General features: G+C 68.8%; 13 protein-coding genes, 1 other RNA gene and 1 pseudogene. 5 read left to right on the top strand and 10 right to left on the bottom strand.

Features of this window, described 5'->3' with window-relative positions; genetic code table 11:
* Positions 1-42: 42 nt before the first annotated feature.
* From murD to V5F84_RS20845, 8 genes are all read right to left on the bottom strand, one after another.
* Positions 43-1,446, bottom strand: coding sequence for a UDP-N-acetylmuramoyl-L-alanine--D-glutamate ligase (gene murD, locus V5F84_RS20880; protein WP_394041800.1), 1,404 nt, complete (start codon positions 1,444-1,446; stop codon positions 43-45).
* 121 nt (positions 1,447-1,567) lie between these two features.
* Positions 1,568-2,650, bottom strand: coding sequence for a phospho-N-acetylmuramoyl-pentapeptide-transferase (mraY, locus tag V5F84_RS20875; protein WP_394041802.1), 1,083 nt, complete (start codon positions 2,648-2,650; stop codon positions 1,568-1,570).
* A gap of 4 nt (positions 2,651-2,654) precedes the next feature.
* Positions 2,655-4,088: a UDP-N-acetylmuramoylalanyl-D-glutamyl-2,6-diaminopimelate--D-alanyl-D-alanine ligase gene (locus V5F84_RS20870; protein WP_394041803.1), complete on the bottom strand. Its 1,434-nt coding sequence runs from the start codon at positions 4,086-4,088 to the stop codon at positions 2,655-2,657.
* Positions 4,085-5,578, bottom strand: coding sequence for a UDP-N-acetylmuramoyl-L-alanyl-D-glutamate--2,6-diaminopimelate ligase (locus tag V5F84_RS20865; RefSeq protein WP_394041804.1), 1,494 nt, complete (start codon positions 5,576-5,578; stop codon positions 4,085-4,087). The genes V5F84_RS20870 and V5F84_RS20865 overlap by 4 nt, the downstream gene beginning before the upstream one ends.
* A gap of 40 nt (positions 5,579-5,618) precedes the next feature.
* Positions 5,619-7,562, bottom strand: coding sequence for a peptidoglycan D,D-transpeptidase FtsI family protein (locus V5F84_RS20860; RefSeq protein ID WP_394041805.1), 1,944 nt, complete (start codon positions 7,560-7,562; stop codon positions 5,619-5,621).
* 12 nt (positions 7,563-7,574) lie between these two features.
* Entirely contained in the window at positions 7,575-8,255 is a 681-nt protein-coding gene (gene ftsL, locus V5F84_RS20855; protein WP_445322293.1) for a cell division protein FtsL, read from the bottom strand.
* The gene (rsmH, locus tag V5F84_RS20850; RefSeq protein WP_394041807.1) at positions 8,255-9,295 is read right to left on the bottom strand and encodes a 16S rRNA (cytosine(1402)-N(4))-methyltransferase RsmH; all 1,041 of its coding nucleotides are present in this window, start codon (positions 9,293-9,295) and stop codon (positions 8,255-8,257) included. Before rsmH ends, ftsL begins: the two co-directional genes overlap by 1 nt.
* Positions 9,292-9,765, bottom strand: a complete 474-nt coding sequence (locus tag V5F84_RS20845) for a division/cell wall cluster transcriptional repressor MraZ (protein ID WP_394041808.1) — start codon at positions 9,763-9,765, stop codon at positions 9,292-9,294. Before V5F84_RS20845 ends, rsmH begins: the two co-directional genes overlap by 4 nt.
* A gap of 286 nt (positions 9,766-10,051) precedes the next feature.
* Between V5F84_RS20845 and V5F84_RS20840 the strand changes: the two genes are divergently transcribed.
* The 4 genes from V5F84_RS20840 (at position 10,052) to rnpB (ending at position 13,341) form a co-directional block, all read left to right on the top strand.
* The gene (locus tag V5F84_RS20840; protein ID WP_394041809.1) at positions 10,052-10,783 is read left to right on the top strand and encodes a TerB family tellurite resistance protein; all 732 of its coding nucleotides are present in this window, start codon (positions 10,052-10,054) and stop codon (positions 10,781-10,783) included.
* A gap of 199 nt (positions 10,784-10,982) precedes the next feature.
* Positions 10,983-11,759 (top strand): N-acetylmuramoyl-L-alanine amidase, encoded by a 777-nt coding sequence (locus V5F84_RS20835; RefSeq protein ID WP_394041810.1) that lies wholly within the window; start codon positions 10,983-10,985, stop codon positions 11,757-11,759.
* A 41-nt stretch (positions 11,760-11,800) separates the two neighbouring features.
* Entirely contained in the window at positions 11,801-12,892 is a 1,092-nt protein-coding gene (locus tag V5F84_RS20830) for a class I SAM-dependent methyltransferase (protein WP_394041812.1), read from the top strand.
* A gap of 76 nt (positions 12,893-12,968) precedes the next feature.
* Positions 12,969-13,341: RNase P RNA component class A (gene rnpB, locus V5F84_RS20825), an RNA gene on the top strand.
* Positions 13,342-13,472: 131 nt separating this feature from the next.
* On the opposite strand, the pseudogene V5F84_RS20820 reads toward rnpB, so the two are convergent.
* Positions 13,473-14,396 (bottom strand): annotated as a pseudogene (locus tag V5F84_RS20820) (GlxA family transcriptional regulator); the annotation flags it as partial.
* 100 nt (positions 14,397-14,496) lie between these two features.
* Here V5F84_RS20820 and V5F84_RS20815 point away from each other — a divergent pair.
* Positions 14,497-15,312 carry an SDR family NAD(P)-dependent oxidoreductase gene (locus tag V5F84_RS20815; protein ID WP_394041813.1) on the top strand — a complete coding sequence of 272 codons (816 nt, stop codon included), beginning with the start codon at positions 14,497-14,499 and terminating at the stop codon, positions 15,310-15,312.
* Between the two features lie 103 nt (positions 15,313-15,415).
* On the opposite strand, the gene V5F84_RS20810 is transcribed toward V5F84_RS20815, so the two are convergent.
* Positions 15,416-17,365 (bottom strand): c-type cytochrome, encoded by a 1,950-nt coding sequence (locus V5F84_RS20810; protein ID WP_394041814.1) that lies wholly within the window; start codon positions 17,363-17,365, stop codon positions 15,416-15,418.
* Positions 17,366-17,405: the final 40 nt, after the last annotated feature.

The raw sequence follows: 17,405 nt of genomic DNA, 5'->3' as shown, positions 1-17,405 counted from the left end.
AAGCCCTTGCACGACAACGTTTTGCTGGACCTTGAAGCCGTCCTATCCCTTGGCGGCGATGCCCGGAAGGGCGTGCACCAGGGCGCGGAAGGCATCGCCGCGCACCTCGAAATTGGGATATTGGTCGAAACTGGCGCAAGCGGGGGAGAGCAGCACCACAGCATCCTCCAGCCCCGAAGCCGCCGCATCCCGCGCCGCCGCCTGAACCGCGGTCTCCAGCGTTCCCACCTCCTCGTGGGGCACCTTCTCGCCCAGGGTCGCGGCGAAGGCGGGCGCCGCCTCGCCGATCAGATAGGCCTTGCGCACCCGGTCGAAGAACGGCGCGAGGGGTTCGATGCCGCCCGCCTTGGCCTTGCCGCCGGCAATCCAGAACACGTTGTGAAAGCTCAGCAAGGCCCGCTCCGTGGCGTCGGCATTGGTGGCCTTGCTGTCGTTGACGAACAGCACGTTTCCAAGCTGCCCCACCTCTTCCATGCGATGGGCAAGGCCCGGAAACCGCCGCATGCCGATGGCGATCACCTCCGGCGCGAGGCCGATGGCGCGCGCCGAGGCATAGGCCGCCGCCGCATTCTGCGCATTATGCGCGCCGCGCAATGAGCCGATGCCGGCGAGCGAAAGCCGCTCGCGCTCGACCCCGCCTTGGCTCCAGACGATGTCGGACCCATCGCGCCAGATGCCGTCGGCAAGGGGCCGCTCCACCGAGATGCGCACCACATGGATGCCGGCCTCTTCGGCCCGATCGGCGATGGCGGCGGAGAACTCATCATCCACCCCGACCACGGCGGTGCCGCCCTTTTCCACCCCGGCGATCAGCCGCTCCTTGACCGCCGCGTAATGCTCCAGGCTCCCGTGGCGGTCCAGATGGTCCGGCGTCAGGTTCAGATGCACCCCGACGGAGGGATCGAGGGAGGGGGAGAGGTCGACCTGATAGGAGGAGCATTCCACCACATGCACCCGCGCCACCCCCTTGGGCGGGGCGAGCGAAAGGATGGCGGTGCCGATATTGCCGCCCATCTGCACATCGCGCCCGCCCACCGCCAGCAGATGGGAGATCAGCGCCGTTGTGGTGGATTTTCCATTGGTGCCAGTGATGGCGACGAATGGGGAATGGCGCGCGATGGCCCGCCGCTCGCGGCAGAACAGTTCGATGTCGCCGATCACCTCCACGCCCGCCGCCTTGGCGAGATCTACTGACCAATGGGGCGCGGGATGGGTGAGCGGCACGCCCGGCGAAAGCACCAGGGCCGAAAGGCCGGACCAGTCGATGGTGTGCAGATCCTGCACCGGCACGCCGTGCGCGGCCGCCTTGTCGCGCCCCGCCGCGCCGTCGTCCCAGGCCACGACGCTGGCGCCGCCCTCCATGAGCGCGCACGCGGTGGCGAGGCCGGAGCCGCCGAGCCCGAACACGGCGACACTGCGATCCTTGAAACAAGTGACGGGAATCATGGGAAGGCAACCTGACGACTATGTGACGTCAGCACTAGACCCCGGCAGCCGGCGAGGGAAGCCGCCGAGATGACGCGCCGGCTCATCGGCGCGCCCGGTGCGCGGGCGCTCGTGAACCGTCTCAGCGCAGCTTGAGGGTGGCGAGCCCGAGTAGGGCGAGCACCACGGCGACGATCCAGAAGCGGATCACCACCTGGGATTCGGTCCAGCCCAATTGCTCGAAATGGTGGTGGATGGGCGCCATGCGGAACACCCGTTTGCCCGTGAGGCGAAAGGAGATCACCTGCACGATCACCGAGATCGCCTCCAGCACGAACAGCCCGCCGATCACCGCCAGGACGATTTCGTGCTTGGTGGCCACCGCCACCGTGCCGAGCAGGCCGCCCAGCGCCAGAGAGCCGGTGTCGCCCATGAAGATCTGCGCCGGCGGCGCATTGAACCACAGGAAGCCCAGCCCAGCGCCGATGATCGCCCCGCAGATCACCGCCAATTCGCCGACGCCGGCGACATAATGGATCTGGAGATAATCCGCGAACAGCACGTTACCGGAGAGATAGGCGATGACGCCGAACGAGCCGGCGGCGATCATCACCGGCACGATCGCGAGGCCGTCGAGCCCGTCGGTGAGGTTCACCGCATTGCCGGCCGCGACGATCACGAAGCCGCCGAACAGGACGAAGAACCAGCCGAGATCCAGCAGCAGGTCCTTGAAGAAGGGGAAGGCGACCGAGGTCGAGAGCCCGGACTTGCCGGCATGGACGATGGCGATCACCGCGAGCCCGCCGATCAGCGCCTCCGCCGCGAGCCGCGCCTTGCCGGAAAAGCCGGCGTGGGTCTGCTTGGTGACCTTGAGATAATCGTCATAGAAGCCGATCACCCCGAAGCCCGCCGTCACCGCGAGCACCGCCCAGACATAGGGATTGGAAAGGTTCGCCCACAGCAGCACGGCGACCAGCAGGCCGGAGAGGATCATCAGCCCGCCCATGGTGGGCGTGCCCTTCTTGAGCAGGTGGGATTGCGGCCCGTCGGAGCGGATCGGCTGCCCCTTGCCCTGCTTGAGGCGCAAGGTGGAGATGATGGACGGCCCGAACAGGAACACGAACAGAAGCGCCGTCACGATCGCCCCGCCGGTGCGGAAGGTGATGTAGCGGAAGACGTTCAGGCCGGGGAAGACGTCGTGCAGCTGCGAGAGCCATTGAAGCATTTAACTATCCCTCGAGCAGCGCCTCGTCGGGCGTGCGGAAGCGTTCGGCCAGGGATTTCACCAGCGGCCCCATGCGGCTGCCGTTGGATCCCTTGACCATCAACGTGTCGCCGGAGCGGATGGCGGAAGACAGCAGCTTGGTCAAGGCCTCGGCGTTCGGCGCATAGCCGCCCCGCATGTCCGAGGGGAGCGCGCCCCACAATTCGTGCATCAGCGGGCCTGACGCGAAGACGAGGTCGATGCCGCCCGCCCGCAACGGGGCGACAAGCTCGCGATGATGCAGCGGGCCGTCGGTGCCGAGTTCCAACATGTCGCCGAGCACCGCGATGCGCCGGCCGCGCGGCCCCACCGGGGTGCGGCTCAGGACGTCGATGGCGGCGCGCATGGAGGCGGGATTGGCGTTGTAGCTCTCGTCCAGCAAGGTCGCGGTGCCGCCCGCCACCGCCAGCTCGATGGGCACGCCGCGCCCCGGCGGCGGCTTCAGGGCGGAGAGCGCGAGCGCGGCGAGCGCGAGGTCCGCGTCCAGGAGCTTCACCGCCGCGAGCACGGCCAGGACGTTCTGGATGATGTGCCGGCCGGGCGTGCCCACCTTCAGCGTCAGCCGCGTGCCGAGCACGTCGGCCACCAAGGTGGAGCAGGCCGCCTTCAGGCACATGTCCAGCAGTCGCACGTCTGCGGCCGGATCGGCCCCGAACGTCACGATGCGCGCAACGCCCTTGGCCTGCGCCGCCGCCTTCAGACGGGCGAACTGGGGATTGTCCCTATTCAGCACCACCGCGCCGCCGGCCTCCAGCCCGTCGAAGATCTCGGCCTTGGCGTCGGCGATCTCTTCGATGCCGGAGAATTGCGCGATGTGAACCGGCTCCACCGTGGTGATGATCGCCACCTGCGGGCGTACCAGGCGCACCAGCGGGGTGATCTCGCCGGGATGGTTCATGCCGATCTCGAACACGCCATAGCGCGCCTCGCGCGGCAGGCGGGCGAGCGAGAGCGGCACGCCCCAATGATTGTTGTAGGAGGCGGCGGAGGCATGGGTCTGGCCGTCGGCGGACAGGGCCAGCCGCAGCGCCTCCTTGGTGGTGGTCTTGCCCACCGAGCCGGTGACGGCGACGATGCCCGCCCGCGAGCGGGCGCGGGCCGACACGGCGGTGGCGCGCAGCGCCTCCAGCACGTCGTCCACCAGCAGCAACGGCGCGTCGGCGGCGAACGCATCGGCCTTGTCGCGGGCGATCACCGCGAGGGCGGCGCCATTCTCCAGCGCCCGGTCCACATAGGCATGGCCGTCGCTATTGTCGCCGGTGATGGCGAAAAAGGCATCGCCGGGGGCGAGCGTGCGCGTATCGATGGACAGGCCGGTGACGCCGGTGGGGGATCCGCGCACGGCACCGCCGGTGGCCGCAACCAGTTCGTCCAGGCTGTACAGCTGCGACACGCTCATGCGCCCATCTCCCCCATTGCGGCGAGCACTGCCGCCTTGTCCGAGAACGGAAGGGTTCGATCGCCCACGATCTGGCCGGTTTCGTGACCCTTGCCCGCGACAACCAGAGCATCCCCAGGTTGAAGCATCGTGACTGCGATGCGGATCGCTTCCGCGCGATCGCCGATGTCCACAGCATCGGGCGCGGCGGCGCGGATTTCCGCGCGAATGGCGGCCGGCACCTCGCTGCGGGGATTGTCGTCGGTGACAATGACGATATCGGCTTTTTCCGCCGCGATGGCGCCCATCAGCGGGCGCTTGCCCCGGTCGCGGTCGCCGCCGCAGCCGAACACCACAATCAGGCGCCCCGTCACCGCCGGGCGCAGGGTGTCGAGCACGGTCGCGAGCGCTTCGGGCTTGTGGGCATAGTCCACGAACACCGGCCGGGTGGCATCCTCGCCCACCCGCTCCAGCCGGCCGGGCACGCCGGTGAGGCCGGTGAGCGCATCGAGCGCTTCGTCCGGCGGCACGCCGCAGGCCCAGGCGAGACCGGCCGCCAGCAAGGCGTTGTCGGCCTGGAACCGCCCCATCAGCGGCACCACGATTTCATCCCCGCCGTTGAAGGTGATCCGTTGCGACACCCCCTCCGCGACGATGGCGCGAACGTCGAAATCGCCGCCGCGGCCGATGGAGAGCAGCGGCAGGCCGCGCGTGCGCGCCCAGGCGAGCGTGGTGCGCCCGTACGGGGCGTCCAGCCCTGCCACCGCGGGCGCGCCATCGGGCAGCAGCGCGGTGAACAGGCGCAGCTTGGCGTGGTAATAGGCCTCGACGCTCGGATGATAATCGAGATGGTCGCGGCCGAGATTGGTGAAGCCGCCGGCGGCAAGCTGCACGCCGTCGAGGCGGCGCTGGTCCAGCCCGTGGGAGGAGGCTTCCAGCGCCATGTGGGTCACGCCCTGCCGCGCCAGCGCGTCGAGGGTCTGGTGGAGTTCCACCGGGTCGGGCGACGTGAGCCCGCCATAGGTGGCGGTGCCCGGCGCGATCAGCCCCAGCGTGCCGAGATAGGCGGCCTTGAAGCCGAGGTGCTCCCACACCTGCCGCAGGAAATAGGCGACCGAGGTCTTCCCCGCCGTGCCGGTGACGGCGGCGATCGTGGCCGGCGCGCGCGGGTGGACCCGTGCCGCCGCCAGCGCCAGCGAGCGCCGCACGTCGAGCGAAAAGGCAAGGCTGGCGCCGCCGATCGCCGGCGGCTCGCCCTGCGGTTCCATGAGCACCGCCGCCGCGCCCCTGGCGAGGGCATCGGCGATGAAGCGCCCGCCGTCCACCTTGGTGCCGGGAATGGCGACGAACAGGAAGCCGGGCTGCACCTTGCGGCTGTCGGCGGTGAGGCCGGTCAGCGGCACCTGCATGCGCCCCGCGACGATCCGCGCGTGACCCGACAGGACCTGCGCGAGGTCGAAGGACCCGGTGGGAGATGTCGGCTCCGCCGGTGCGGGCGCGGGCTCGCTCATGCCGTCTTGTCTCTCCTCGCCCGCAGCGCGCGGGGCTGGGTCACTGGCGATCGGCCACCTTCTGGCGCGCCATGCCCAGCATCTGGTCGGCGGTCGGCAAATTCTGGCGCGGCATCACACCCAGCATGGGGGCGATGCGCTCCACGATCTTGCCTGCGGTCGGCGCCGCGTTCCAGCCGGAGGTGGCATAGCCATGGGTCTCCGGCAAAGGCTGCGGCTCGTCGATCATCACCAGAACCAGATATTGCGGCTTATCCATGGGGAATACGGCGGTAAAGGAAGTCAGCAGCTTGTTCTTTGCATAGCGCCCGCCCACCACCTTTTCGGCCGTGCCGGTCTTGCCGCCCACATAATAGCCCGGCACCTCGGCCTTGGTCGCGGTGCCTTTTTCCGCGTTGAGGCGCAGCAGGTAGCGCATCTTGTCGGAGGTCTCCGGCTTCAACACCCGCACCGCCACCTTCTGGGCCTCCTCCTGGGAGCGCTTGAGGAAGGTGGGCGGAATGAGATAGCCGCCATTCATCATGGAATTCACCGCCATGACCGCCTGGAGCGGGGCGACGGAGAGCCCGTGGCCGAAGGCGATGGTGGCCGAGTTCAGCTCGCCCCAGCGTTTCGGCACGATCGGCTCGGCGCTTTCCGGCAGCTCGGTGCGCAGCCGGTCGAGCTGGCCCATCTTCCGCAGGAACGCCTTGTGGGCATCGACGCCGAGGCTCAGCACCATCTTGGCCGTGCCGACGTTGGACGACACGAGGAAGATCTCGGGCACCGAGAGCACGCGGTTTTCCGCGTGATAGTCGTGGATGGCGAAGCGGCCGAAATGCAGGGCGCCGCGCGCATCGAAGGAATTGTTGAGGCCGATCTTGCCGCTGTCGAGCGCCATGGCGAAGGACAGGGCCTTGAAGGTGGACCCCATCTCGAACACGCCGGTGGTGAGGCGGTTGAGATAGGCATCGTCCTTGGGATTGCCGCCGATGTTGGGATCGAAGTCCGGCAGCGACACCATGGAGAGAATCTCCCCGGTGCGCACATCCGTCACCACGCCCATGGCCGCCTTGGCCTTGAACTTCTCCTTGGCGCGCATCAGCTCGTCACGCATGGCGTGCTGGACCCGCACGTCCATGGACAGCTGCACCGGCTCCTGCTGGCGGTCGGTGGCAAAGCCCGCGAGATGCAGTTCGGCGAGGCCGCGCCCGTCCACGTATTTTTCCAGGCCGGCAATGCCCTGGTTGTCGACGTTCACTGCGCCGATCACATGCGAGAGGGTCGGCCCGTCGGGATAGATGCGGCGGTTCTCGCGCACGAAGCCGATGCCCGGCAGGCCGAGGCGATAGATGGCGCGCTGCTGGGCCGGGGTGATCTCGCGCTTCAGCCAGGCGAAGCCCTTGCCGGAATTGAGTCGGGCCCGCGCATCGGCGACGTCGAGGTCGGGCAGCACCTTGAGCAGGCCCTCAAGTGCCTCGTCCGGATCGATGAGGCGCTTGGGCTCGGCGAACAGGGACGGCGATTTCACATCGATGGCGACGATATCGCCATTGCGGTCGATGATGTCCGGCCGCGCCGACGCCACCGCCTCGGAGCCGCCGCCGCGCGTGCCCTGGGGATCGGAGGTGATGGCCATGAACACCAGCCGGCCGGCGATCACGATGAACACCAGGGAGAAAGCCGCCACCAGCAATTGGAGACGCGCGCGGGTCACGGTCTGCGCGTCCACCCGGTCGAGGCCGAACAGGGCCCGCACGGTGCCGCGCGCGAAGGCAAAGCAGAATCGAACCGTGCCGATGGCGAGCCGCACGAGGCCGATGCCGGTGCCGAAAATGATCCGCGCCACGCGATGGCTGATGCGGCACTGGAGATTGAAGAAGAACAGGAAGATCCCACCCAGCACCCGGCGCAGCAGGCGGCCGATGAAGGCGCCGGCGGCGCGCACGGGCGCGGGGACCTTGGACAGGTCGATGCGGTTCAGCAGTTCGACGGGCGCGACCATGGGGCGGCCTCCTCAGCGATTGGCCGGGAGCGAACCCGGTGGAAGCATGGGGGCGAGAGTGTCCGCCGGCGCGGCCGCGGGGGGCGGCGCATAGGAGGGCGAAGCGTAGGACGGGGCCGGCGCGACGGGCTTCGGCGCCCAGAACGGCAGGTTCGGCGCGCTCTGCTGGCGCGGCGGCGCGGCCGAGGCCACGGGCGCCACCGGCTTGGGGCGCACCGGGGCATTCGCCGGCCGCAAGGCGGAGCTGGACGGCAGAACCGCCGCGCCGCCGCCCGTGGGCAGCGCAGTGGCCGAGGAGGCAGCGCTCGGTGCGGCCGGTTCCGCTTTCGCGGCGCCGGCTTTGCCGGTCGAGGAGGTGGTCAGCGGCGCATCCACGAGAGCTTCGAGCATGCCGCCGATGGAATCCGAATTGGTGGAAGGCTTCTCCGGCAGGTCGTCGAGGGTCGAGATGGCATCCACGGTCAGCGGCTGCAAATCCAGGTGGCGCTGTACCAGGCCCTGCACATAGAGCGGCGAGGTGCGGCGCGCCCATTCCGCGCGCATGACGGCGATGGCATCACGCTCGCTGCGGATGGCCTGGCGCAGATGGGCGAGGCGCTCCGCCTCCGCCATGGAGGCGTATTTCACCTGATAGACCACCCCGGCGGTCAGGAGCAAAGCCAGGACCATCACGAGGTTGGCGACGCGAAACATCAAGTCCGTCTCCGACCACGGCGTTGAGAAAGCTCGGCAGGGAGCACCCCTGCGAGATCGCCCTCCTCATGCGCCGGGGCTTGCGTGCGCTCGGCCGCGCGAAGCTTCGCGGACCTGGCACGCGGATTTTCTGCCACTTCGTCGGGGTCGGGCTCCACCATCCCCCTGGACAGGAGGCGGAAGGAGGGGGCCGGTCCCTCCGCTTGCGGCAGATGACGCGAGGCGGACGGTGCCTTGCTCCGGTGTGACAGAAAAGTCTTAACGATCCTGTCCTCAAGGGAATGAAACGTCACCACCACCAGCCGGCCGCCCGGCTTCAGGGCCCGCTCGGCGGCGGCGAGCGCGGTGGCGAGCTCGTCCAGCTCCTCGTTCACGGCGATGCGCAGGGCCTGGAAGGTGCGGGTCGCGGGATGCATCTCCCCGGGCTTCGCCCAGACCACCTTCGAGACGATGTCGGCGAGCTGGGACGTGCGCGTGATGGGCGCTTCCGCCCGCGCCTTGACGATGGCTTTGGCGATCTGGCGCGACAGGCGCTCCTCGCCGAGCGTCCAGATGACGTGCGCAAGATCGGCTTCCGGCAAGCTGGCGACGAGGTCGGCGGCGGACGGCCCATCCGATCCCATGCGCATGTCGAGCGGGCCGTCGCGGCGGAAGGAGAAGCCGCGGTCCGCCTCGTCCAGCTGCATGGAGGAGACGCCGATATCCAGCACCACGCCGTCCAGCGGGGCAAAGCCCATGGTCTGGGCGAGGATGTCGAGCTGGGAGAAGCGATCCTCCACCAGGACCAGCCGGCCCCTGGCTTCCAGCACCAACCCCGCCCCGGCGGCGATGGCGGTGTGATCGCGGTCAATCGCCATCACCTGGCAATCGGCCGCCTGGAGGATGGCGCTTGTATAGCCTCCCGCGCCGAAGGTGCCGTCGACATACGTGCCGGCATCCTTCGGCGCGAGGTGCGCGAGAACTTGCGGCAGCATCACAGGAAGATGACGGGCCGGTCCGCCTGCGGCGTCGGTGGGCCCGACCCCGCGGCCCGTTTTCATCCCAGATTGCTCCCTTCGTTCTCCGCTCTGGAACCGAGCGCGCGCCGAAGCTGACGCACCTTCTCCGTGGCCTCCGCGAGATGGGTGCGAAAACGCTCCGGTTCCCAGATTCGAAACTTGTGTCCGAGCCCCACGAACGACACCGCATCCGTGATGGAGGCGTGCACCTTCAAGGTCTCGGTCAGCGTGACCCGGCCTTCCGGGTCGATCTTCAAGGTCTCGCTGGTGCCGTAGAGGGCGGCCGCCAGCTCTTCGCGCGCTTCCGAATAGGGCGGATAGCGCGCGATCAGCGTGTCGATTTCCGCCAGCAGGCGGTTGCCGCCGGCATCGAGCGCCGGCTCGGCCAGGCTCGGATGGCAATAGAGAAATTCCGCCCCATCCTTGGCCAGCACCGCGCGGTAGGGCGCCGGGATGGAGACCCGTCCCTTGGCGTCCAGGCGCATGGTGTAGGTGGACACGAAGCGGTCCATGGCGCCCGTGACCCTTTCCGCGCTTGATCCCGAAACCCGACACGGCCCTGCCGGACGATCCGGCGTGAACGGAGGTGGCGCACGAAGCGCCGAACCATTCATATGGGTGTTTATGGGGTATCATGGGATCTGATGGGCCGTCAACGAATCCGCATGGGACAGACACAGGCATTTACGCGCTGTACACCTTAAGAAACGTTGAAACGGATGCAGGCGCGGGCTACCGCAGGCAAGTCGCGCGGTGCGGAGGGCATCCATCCCGCCGGCATGCGGGACGGCCCGGGACATGAGGGAAACACGCGTGGCGGTATTGGAGCATGTGGGCCTGATCGGCGGCGCGGGCGTGGGCCTCGCGCTCGGCGGCCCCCTTGGGGCGCTGGTGGGCGCGCTCGCCGGCCATGCGGTGGACCGTTTGCTTGCTCCCGCGCCGCGCCCGGCCGCGTTCTCGGTGGGGTTGATCGCGCTCTCGGCCAAGATGGCGAAGGCCGACGGCGTGGTGGTGCCCGCCGAGGTCGCCGCCTTCCGCGAGGTGTTCGCCATTCCCGATGAGGAACTGGAAGGCGTGGCACGGGTGTTCAACCTGGCCAAGCAGGACACCGCCGGCTTCGAATCCTATGCCCGCCAGATCGGCGCCCTGTTCGCCGACGAGCCGGACACCCGCGAGGATCTGCTGGACGCCCTGTTCCACGTGGCCAAGGCCGATCATGCCTTGCATGAGGACGAACTGGTCTTCCTCGCCGAGGTGGCGCGGTTGCTGGGCTTTGAAGGGGTCGCCTATGAGCGCATCGAAGCCCGCCATGTGCGCCGGCCGGGCGATCCCTATGCGGTGCTCGACCTTGCCGCCGATGCGACCGACGCCGAGGTGAAGGCGCGCTGGCGTGCCTTGGTGGGCGAGCATCATCCCGACCGCCTCGCCGCGCGCGGCCTTCCCCCCGCCGCCATCAAGCTCGCGAACGACCGGGTCGCGGCTCTGAACGCCGCGTATGACCGGATCGCGAAGATGCGGGGGCTGAAGTGAGAAGCACATTGGTCGCGCTCTCGCGATGCCCCCTCCCCAGCCCTCCCCCGCAAGCGGGAGAGGGAGCGGGAAGGGTTAGGGCACCCGCCTCGATCCCGAGCGCTGGAAAAGCCCTCTCCCGCGTGCGGGGGAGGGTTGGGAGGGGGCCAACGGCAATGCCGGCTCACACCGCCGCCGCCCCCGCGCGGACCTTCCGCCCATGACCGAAACCGCGCTGCCATTTCCGCCCGACAGCGGCCTCGTCGGTGCGCTTGCGCCCTCGCCCAACCACGGCGAACGCAAGGCCCCCATCGACATGGTGCTTCTGCACTATACCGGCATGGAAAGCGCGGAAGCCGCCATCGCCCTGCTGCGCTCGCCCGCCGCCGAGGTCTCCTGCCATTATGTGGTGCTGGAGGACGGCACCATCGTGCAGATGGTGCCCGAGGCGCGCCGCGCCTGGCATGCGGGCGTCTCCTCCTGGGAAGGCGTCACCGACACCAATTCGCGCTCCATCGGCATCGAGATCGTCAATCCCGGCCACGACCTCGGCTATCCCGATTTCCCGGACGCGCAGATCACCGCCGTGGCCGCGCTCGTTGTGGATATCGTTGCCCGCCACGCCATCCGCGCCGACCGGGTGCTCGCCCATTCGGATGTGGCGCCGGCCCGCAAGCAGGATCCGGGTGAGAAATTCCCGTGGGAATTCCTGCATCACGCGGGCGGCGGCCATTTCGTGCACGAGGCGCCGAGGGGCGGCGGGCGCTTCTTCATGCTGGGCGACGCGGGACAGCCGGTGGCCGCGCTCCAGGCCATGCTGGCACTCTACGGCTACGGCATCGCGGTCTCCGGCGTCTTCGACGCGGCGACGCGGGACGTGGTGGCCGCCTTCCAGCGCCATTTCCGCCGCTCGCGGGTGGACGGCGTGGCCGACGGCTCCACAATCATGACCTTGCGCGATCTCATCGCGACGCGCCCGCAGGACACGAGAGTATAGGATACGACGGCAGAGGACACGACGGCAGAGGACACCACGGGATGAGCGGAGAAAGCACGGCCCCGCACCCCCAGCCGATGGAGGGGCACGGCGCCTATGAGCGCAATTCGCGGGTGCAGGGCGCCGGATCGGTGCCTGCCATCGCCCTGCTGGCGGCGGCGGCGCGCGAGGCGCCATTGCCGGGGGGAGATGGGCCGCTCACGATTGCCGATTATGGGAGCGCCACTGGCGGCAATTCCCTCGCGCCCATCGCCGCCGCCCTTGAGGCGCTGCGTGCGCGCGCCGCCGCGCGCGCGGTGAACGTCGTCCACACCGATCTGCCCGGCAATGATTTCAGCACCTTGTTCCGCGTCCTCGGCGAAGAACCGCACAGCTATATGCGCGGCGATCCGGCGGTGTTCCCCTCCGCCGTCGGCCGCTCCTTCTATGGCCAGATCCTCCCCGCCGGCAGCGTCTGGCTCGGCTGGAGCTCCTGGGCGGTGCAATGGCTGAGCCGCGTCCCCGCCGAGATTCCCGACCAGGTGCAGGTGGCGTTCAGCCGTGACGACAATGCTCGCGAGGCCTTCGCGCGGCAGGCCGCGGAGGACTGGCGCACCTTCCTGGAGGCCCGCGCCCGCGAACTGCAGCCCGGCGGACGCCTCGTGGTTCTAACCATGGCGAGTGGCGACGACGGCGCCTTCGGCTACGGGCCTCTGCTCGAGGCCATGTTCGATACTTTGACGCAGATGGTGGGCTCCGGCTTCGTCGATGCGCAGGCCGTGCGGCGCATGGCCATTCCCACCGTGGGCCGCAGCCGGGCCGAATTCGCCGCGCCGTTCGGCCCCGGCGGCGTCGCCGGACTCAGCCTGACCCATCTCGACATCTTCGAGGCCGAGGACCGGATCTTCGCCCAATACGCCGCCGACGGCGACGCTGAGGCTTTCGGCGCGCGCTGGGCCGCGTTTTCGCGCGCCTCTGTCTTCCCCACCCTCGCCGCCGCCCTGGATGGCGGTGAAGGGAATTCGCCGACCACGAATGACTTCATGGACCGGCTCGAAGCCGGCATGCGGACGCGCCTTTCGCGGGCCCCGGCGCCCATGCGCATGCCGCTTGCCGAGATGGTGATCGAGAAGACCGCACCGCCGGCGCGCTGAGCGCCCGGCCGGCCTGACATGTGGGTAGCGGCCGCCGCCCCTTGACGCAGGCGGCGCGAGCGCCCATTCAGGCCCACCAGCCGGCCGGGCGGCCGCGTCACCTTCGGGTGCCGAGGAAAGTCCGGGCTCCACGGAGACACGGTGCCGGATAACGTCCGGCGGGGGCGACCCTAGGGAAAGTGCCACAGAAATCAAACCACCCGCGCGTGCGCGGGCCAGGGTGAAACGGTGGGGTAAGAGCCCACCGCGCGACCGGCAACGGAAGCGGCACGGCAAACCCCACCGGGAGCAAAGTCGAATAGGGACGGCATCCCTTGGGAAAGCCCTGTCTTCGGGCCGCCGTCCGGGTTGACTGCTAGAGGCGCCGAGCAATCGGCGTCCCAGATGAATGGTCGCCACGCGGGCGCAAGCCCGCCGTACAGAACCCGGCTTACAGGCCGGCTGGTATTAATCCCGCCTGCGCCCCCGAACGCGCTCCCTCTCGGGCCGCGACCCGCGCGTTCCCGTCCATATTTGCGCCCGGATCGTTCGCCGCATCCACGTCCGCATCCACGGTCGCATCAAGATCCCCGCGTGCGGCGCGTGCGGCGCGCCGGATGGTCTGGGGCGGCTGGCCGAACGCCCGCAGGAAGGCGCGGCGCATGCGATCGCGGTCCGCAAAGCCGGTCTGCCGGGCGACCGCGTCGATGGAATGGCCGGTGTCCTCCATCAACTGGCGGGCGGCTTCCAGGCGCAGATGCTCGACCGCCTTCGCCGGTGATTGCCGCGTCTCCGCCTGGAACGCGCGGCTGAACTGGCGCGGGCTGAGATGTGCGACCGCCGCCAGTTCCTCCACGCTCAACCGGCTGTCGAGATGCGCGCGGGCATAGGTGAGGGTCTTCTGGATACGGTCGGATTTCGGCTCCAGCTCCAGCAGCGCGGAAAATTGGGACTGCCCGCCGGCGCGCCGGTGATACATGACCAGCTTGCGGGCGACCGCGCGGGCAAGATCGGCGCCGCAATCCTCCTCGATGAAGGCGAGGGCGAGGTCGAGGCCCGCGGTCATGCCGGCAGAGGTCCAGATGGGGCCGTCTGCGACGAAGATCCGGTCCTCCTCCACCTTGATCTTGGGAAAGCGGGCCTGCATCTCGCGCGCCTGGAACCAATGGGTTGTCGCGCGCCGGCCGTCCAGCAGGCCCGCTTCGGCGAGAACCATGGCTCCGGTGCAGATGGAGGCGATGCGCCGGCAGCGCCCGGCGGCGCCGCGCACCAGCGCGACCTGTTCGGCGGGCGCGTCCCCCTGCATCGTTCCGGCAACGATGAGCAGATCGAGCGCCCGGTCCGCGAACGCCTCGGTCTCGACCGCAAACCCCGCCGAGGCGCGCACCGCACCGCCGGCGCGCGAAAGCATCCGCATGTCGTAGCGCGGTTCGCCCGCCTGAATATTGGCCAGTTCGAACGCCGTCGCCACCGCAAGCGCGATCGGCGAGAAGCCGGGATGGAGAAGGAAGCCGATACTGATCATGACGCAATGTCCCGATTTGCCGTTTATATGACATTTGAGACGCGACCGATCAAGCCTAGCGTGCCTCCATCGCGGCGGGACTCGCCGCATGGAGATAGAGATGAGCGAACATGGCACGCAGGGCACGGCCCTGATCACGGGCGCATCCACGGGCATCGGCGCGATCTACGCGGACCGGCTGGCGCGGCGCGGGCACGATTTGATCCTGGTGGCACGCAATACGGAGCGGCTGAATGCCGTCGCGGCAAAGCTGATCAAGGACACCGGACGCGGGGTATCCGTGATCACCGCCGACCTCGGCGCGGCGGCGGATCTTGCGCGCGTGGAAGAGGTGCTGCGGGAGGATCCGGCCCTCACCCTGCTGGTCAATAATGCCGGCTTCGGTGGGGTGACGCCCCTGCTCCAGTCGGATGCCGACCGGATGGAAGCGATGATCGACATCAATGTCACCGCGCTCACCCGCCTGACTTACGCGGTGGCGCCGCGCTTCGTGGCGCGCGGGCGGGGCGCCGTCATCAACATCTCGTCTATCGTTGCCATCGCGCCGGAGGTCCTGAACGGCGTCTATGGTGCTACGAAGGCATACGTTCTGGCGCTGACGCAGTCCCTCCAGCACGAACTGGCGGACAAGGGCGTGCGCGTCCAGGCCGTCCTGCCCGGCGCCACGGCCACCGAATTCTGGGACGTCGCCGGCATGCCCATTTCCAACGTCCCGGAAAGCTGGGTGATGCGCGCCGAGGACATGGTCGACGCTGCTCTGGCGGGCTTCGACCTCGGCGAGGTGGTGACCATTCCGCCGCTCCAGGACGGTGCGCAATGGACCGCCTATGAGGCGTCGCGCCAGGCGCTGTCGAAGCAGTTCATGCATGCGACGCCGGGTCCGCGCTATGGCATCGCGGTGTCCGACGCGGCCTGATCGGTCCTGGACCCGGCCGCACGCCGCGCCCGCCTTTGCCTCCCCGATGGCGGGGAGGCAAAGGACGGTCTTCACGCGCACGCGAAGATGCGCGTCGTTGTGCTCATTTGGCGGAGGCTTTCACCGCCGGCGCCAGCAATTGCAGGGTCTGCACCACCTGCTGGCCGAAGCCGGTGAGCAGGTTGTATTGCTCCGCGACGCTGTTGCCGGCCTGCGCCACCACCAGCGGGCAATAGGCCGAGATCAGGGCATTCGCCACATCCGAGCGGCGGGCCGTGGGATTTTGCTGCGACAGGGCGGTGGCGAGTTGCGCCACCGCCGCGCCGGCGACCGGCGGGGTCGGCGTGCCGAGCAGGGACACGGCCTTGTCGGCCAGATCCTTCGGCACCAGCTTGCCGTCATTGGCCGGGCAGGTGAGCTTGGCGGCGATCGACGTGGGTTGGCGGGCCACCAGCGAAGTGCCCACCGGCGTTGCCCAAACGATCGCGACGTCGGGCATGGGCACGGCGGCGACCGCGGGCGAGACATCCGCCGCGACCTGGAGCGTGAAGCGGCGCAGTTCCGCGCTCTTCTGCCAGTCGGGCAGGCTGCTGGCGGCCACCACCGGGCAATAGGCGGCGGTCAGCGCATCCACGACCGTATTGGGGGTGGCGTCGGTATCGGCGGCGGAATAAGCGGCGGTGAGGACGTGGATCTGCCGGTTGCCGCCCTGCATCATCTGGGTGATGGCGGCGACCGCCTTGGGGTCCGGCCCGGTCGAGCCCGGCCCGCCGCCCACCTTCGGGCAATCGAAGGCCGAGGCCTGCTGGGTGCCGTAATCCGGCACATGGGCGGTGGCGCGCCACGCGGCGACCATGGCCGGCGTCGCGCTCGGATCGGCCTTGTTGCCCCAGGAGGTGCGCACGTAATTCACCAGGTCCGCCACCTGCTGGTCGTTGAGCCGGCCGGCGAACGAGGGCATGGGCCCATAGGTGCCGCCAGAGGGCAGGCCGCCGAGGATCGCCATGATCACGTTATAGGGCTCGCTCGCCACCACCGCCGGGTTCCCGGCGAGCGGGGGAATGATGTCGGTAGAGCCGGAGCCCTTGGACATGTGGCAGGGCGCGCAATTGTCCACATAGCTCTTGGCGGCGCGCTGGAACACGTCGGCCGGCAGGGGCGAGGCGGCCTGCGGCGCGGGAATGTCGCTCGGCGGCGGTGCGTCCATGAGATAGGTGACGAGGGCGGTCAGGTCGGTGGGCGTGAGGAAGCCGAGGCTGTCGTGCACCACTTCCGCCATGGGGCCGAACACCGAGGTCTTGCCGGTGGAGGAGCCGCTTTTCAGGAAGGTGGTGAGCTTGTCGGCGGTCCAGCCGGACTTTTTCAGGCCTTCGGTGGAAATGTCCGGCGCCCAATAGCTGTCCACCTCGGTGCCGAGGAAACTCTCCTTCTGCTTCACCGCGCCCATCAGGTTGCGCGGGGTATGGCAGTCGCCGCAATGGGCCAGCGTCTGGGCAAGATAGGCGCCCCGGTTCCAGGCATCGCTCTTGCCGGCGGTCGGCTTGAAATAGGCGGGCTCGAAGAACAGTTCGCGCCAGGCCAGCAGGCCCAGGCGGACGTTGAACGGGAAATTGAGCTGGTTTTCCATGCGCGGTTCGGCAATCGCCGGAATGCGGCGGACGAACGCCCAGAGCGCCTTCAGGTCGTCCTCGCTCACGCCGGTATAGGCGTCGAACGGCATGGCGGGATAGAGATAGGCGCCGTCGGCGCGGATGCCGTCGTGCAGGGCGGCCTTGAACTGGTCGAAGGTCCAGGTGCCGATGCCATAGGTGGGGTCGGAGGTGATATTCACCGAAAACATCGTGCCGAACGGGGTCTTGAACGGCAGATTGCCGGCGAACGGCTTTTTCGGATCGCCGGAATGGCAGGGCATGCAATCCCCCGCCTTGGCGAGATAGGCTCCCCGCTCCACCAGGGCGGAATCATCGGCCTGGGTCTGCGCCGAAGCGGCGCCGGAGATTGCTGCCGTTGCGGCACAGGCAGCCCACAAAGCCGCTTTGCGAAGCCTACGCATGAACCCGCCCCCTTATTGAAGGTTCCACCCCTACATTGGA

This window comes from Roseixanthobacter liquoris, from assembly GCF_043195135.2.
In the GTDB taxonomy this organism is placed as follows: Bacteria; Pseudomonadota; Alphaproteobacteria; order Rhizobiales; family Xanthobacteraceae; genus NCEH01.
The sequence above is the reverse complement of the archived record's forward strand: the minus strand, read 5'-3'. Positions and strand labels throughout refer to the sequence as shown.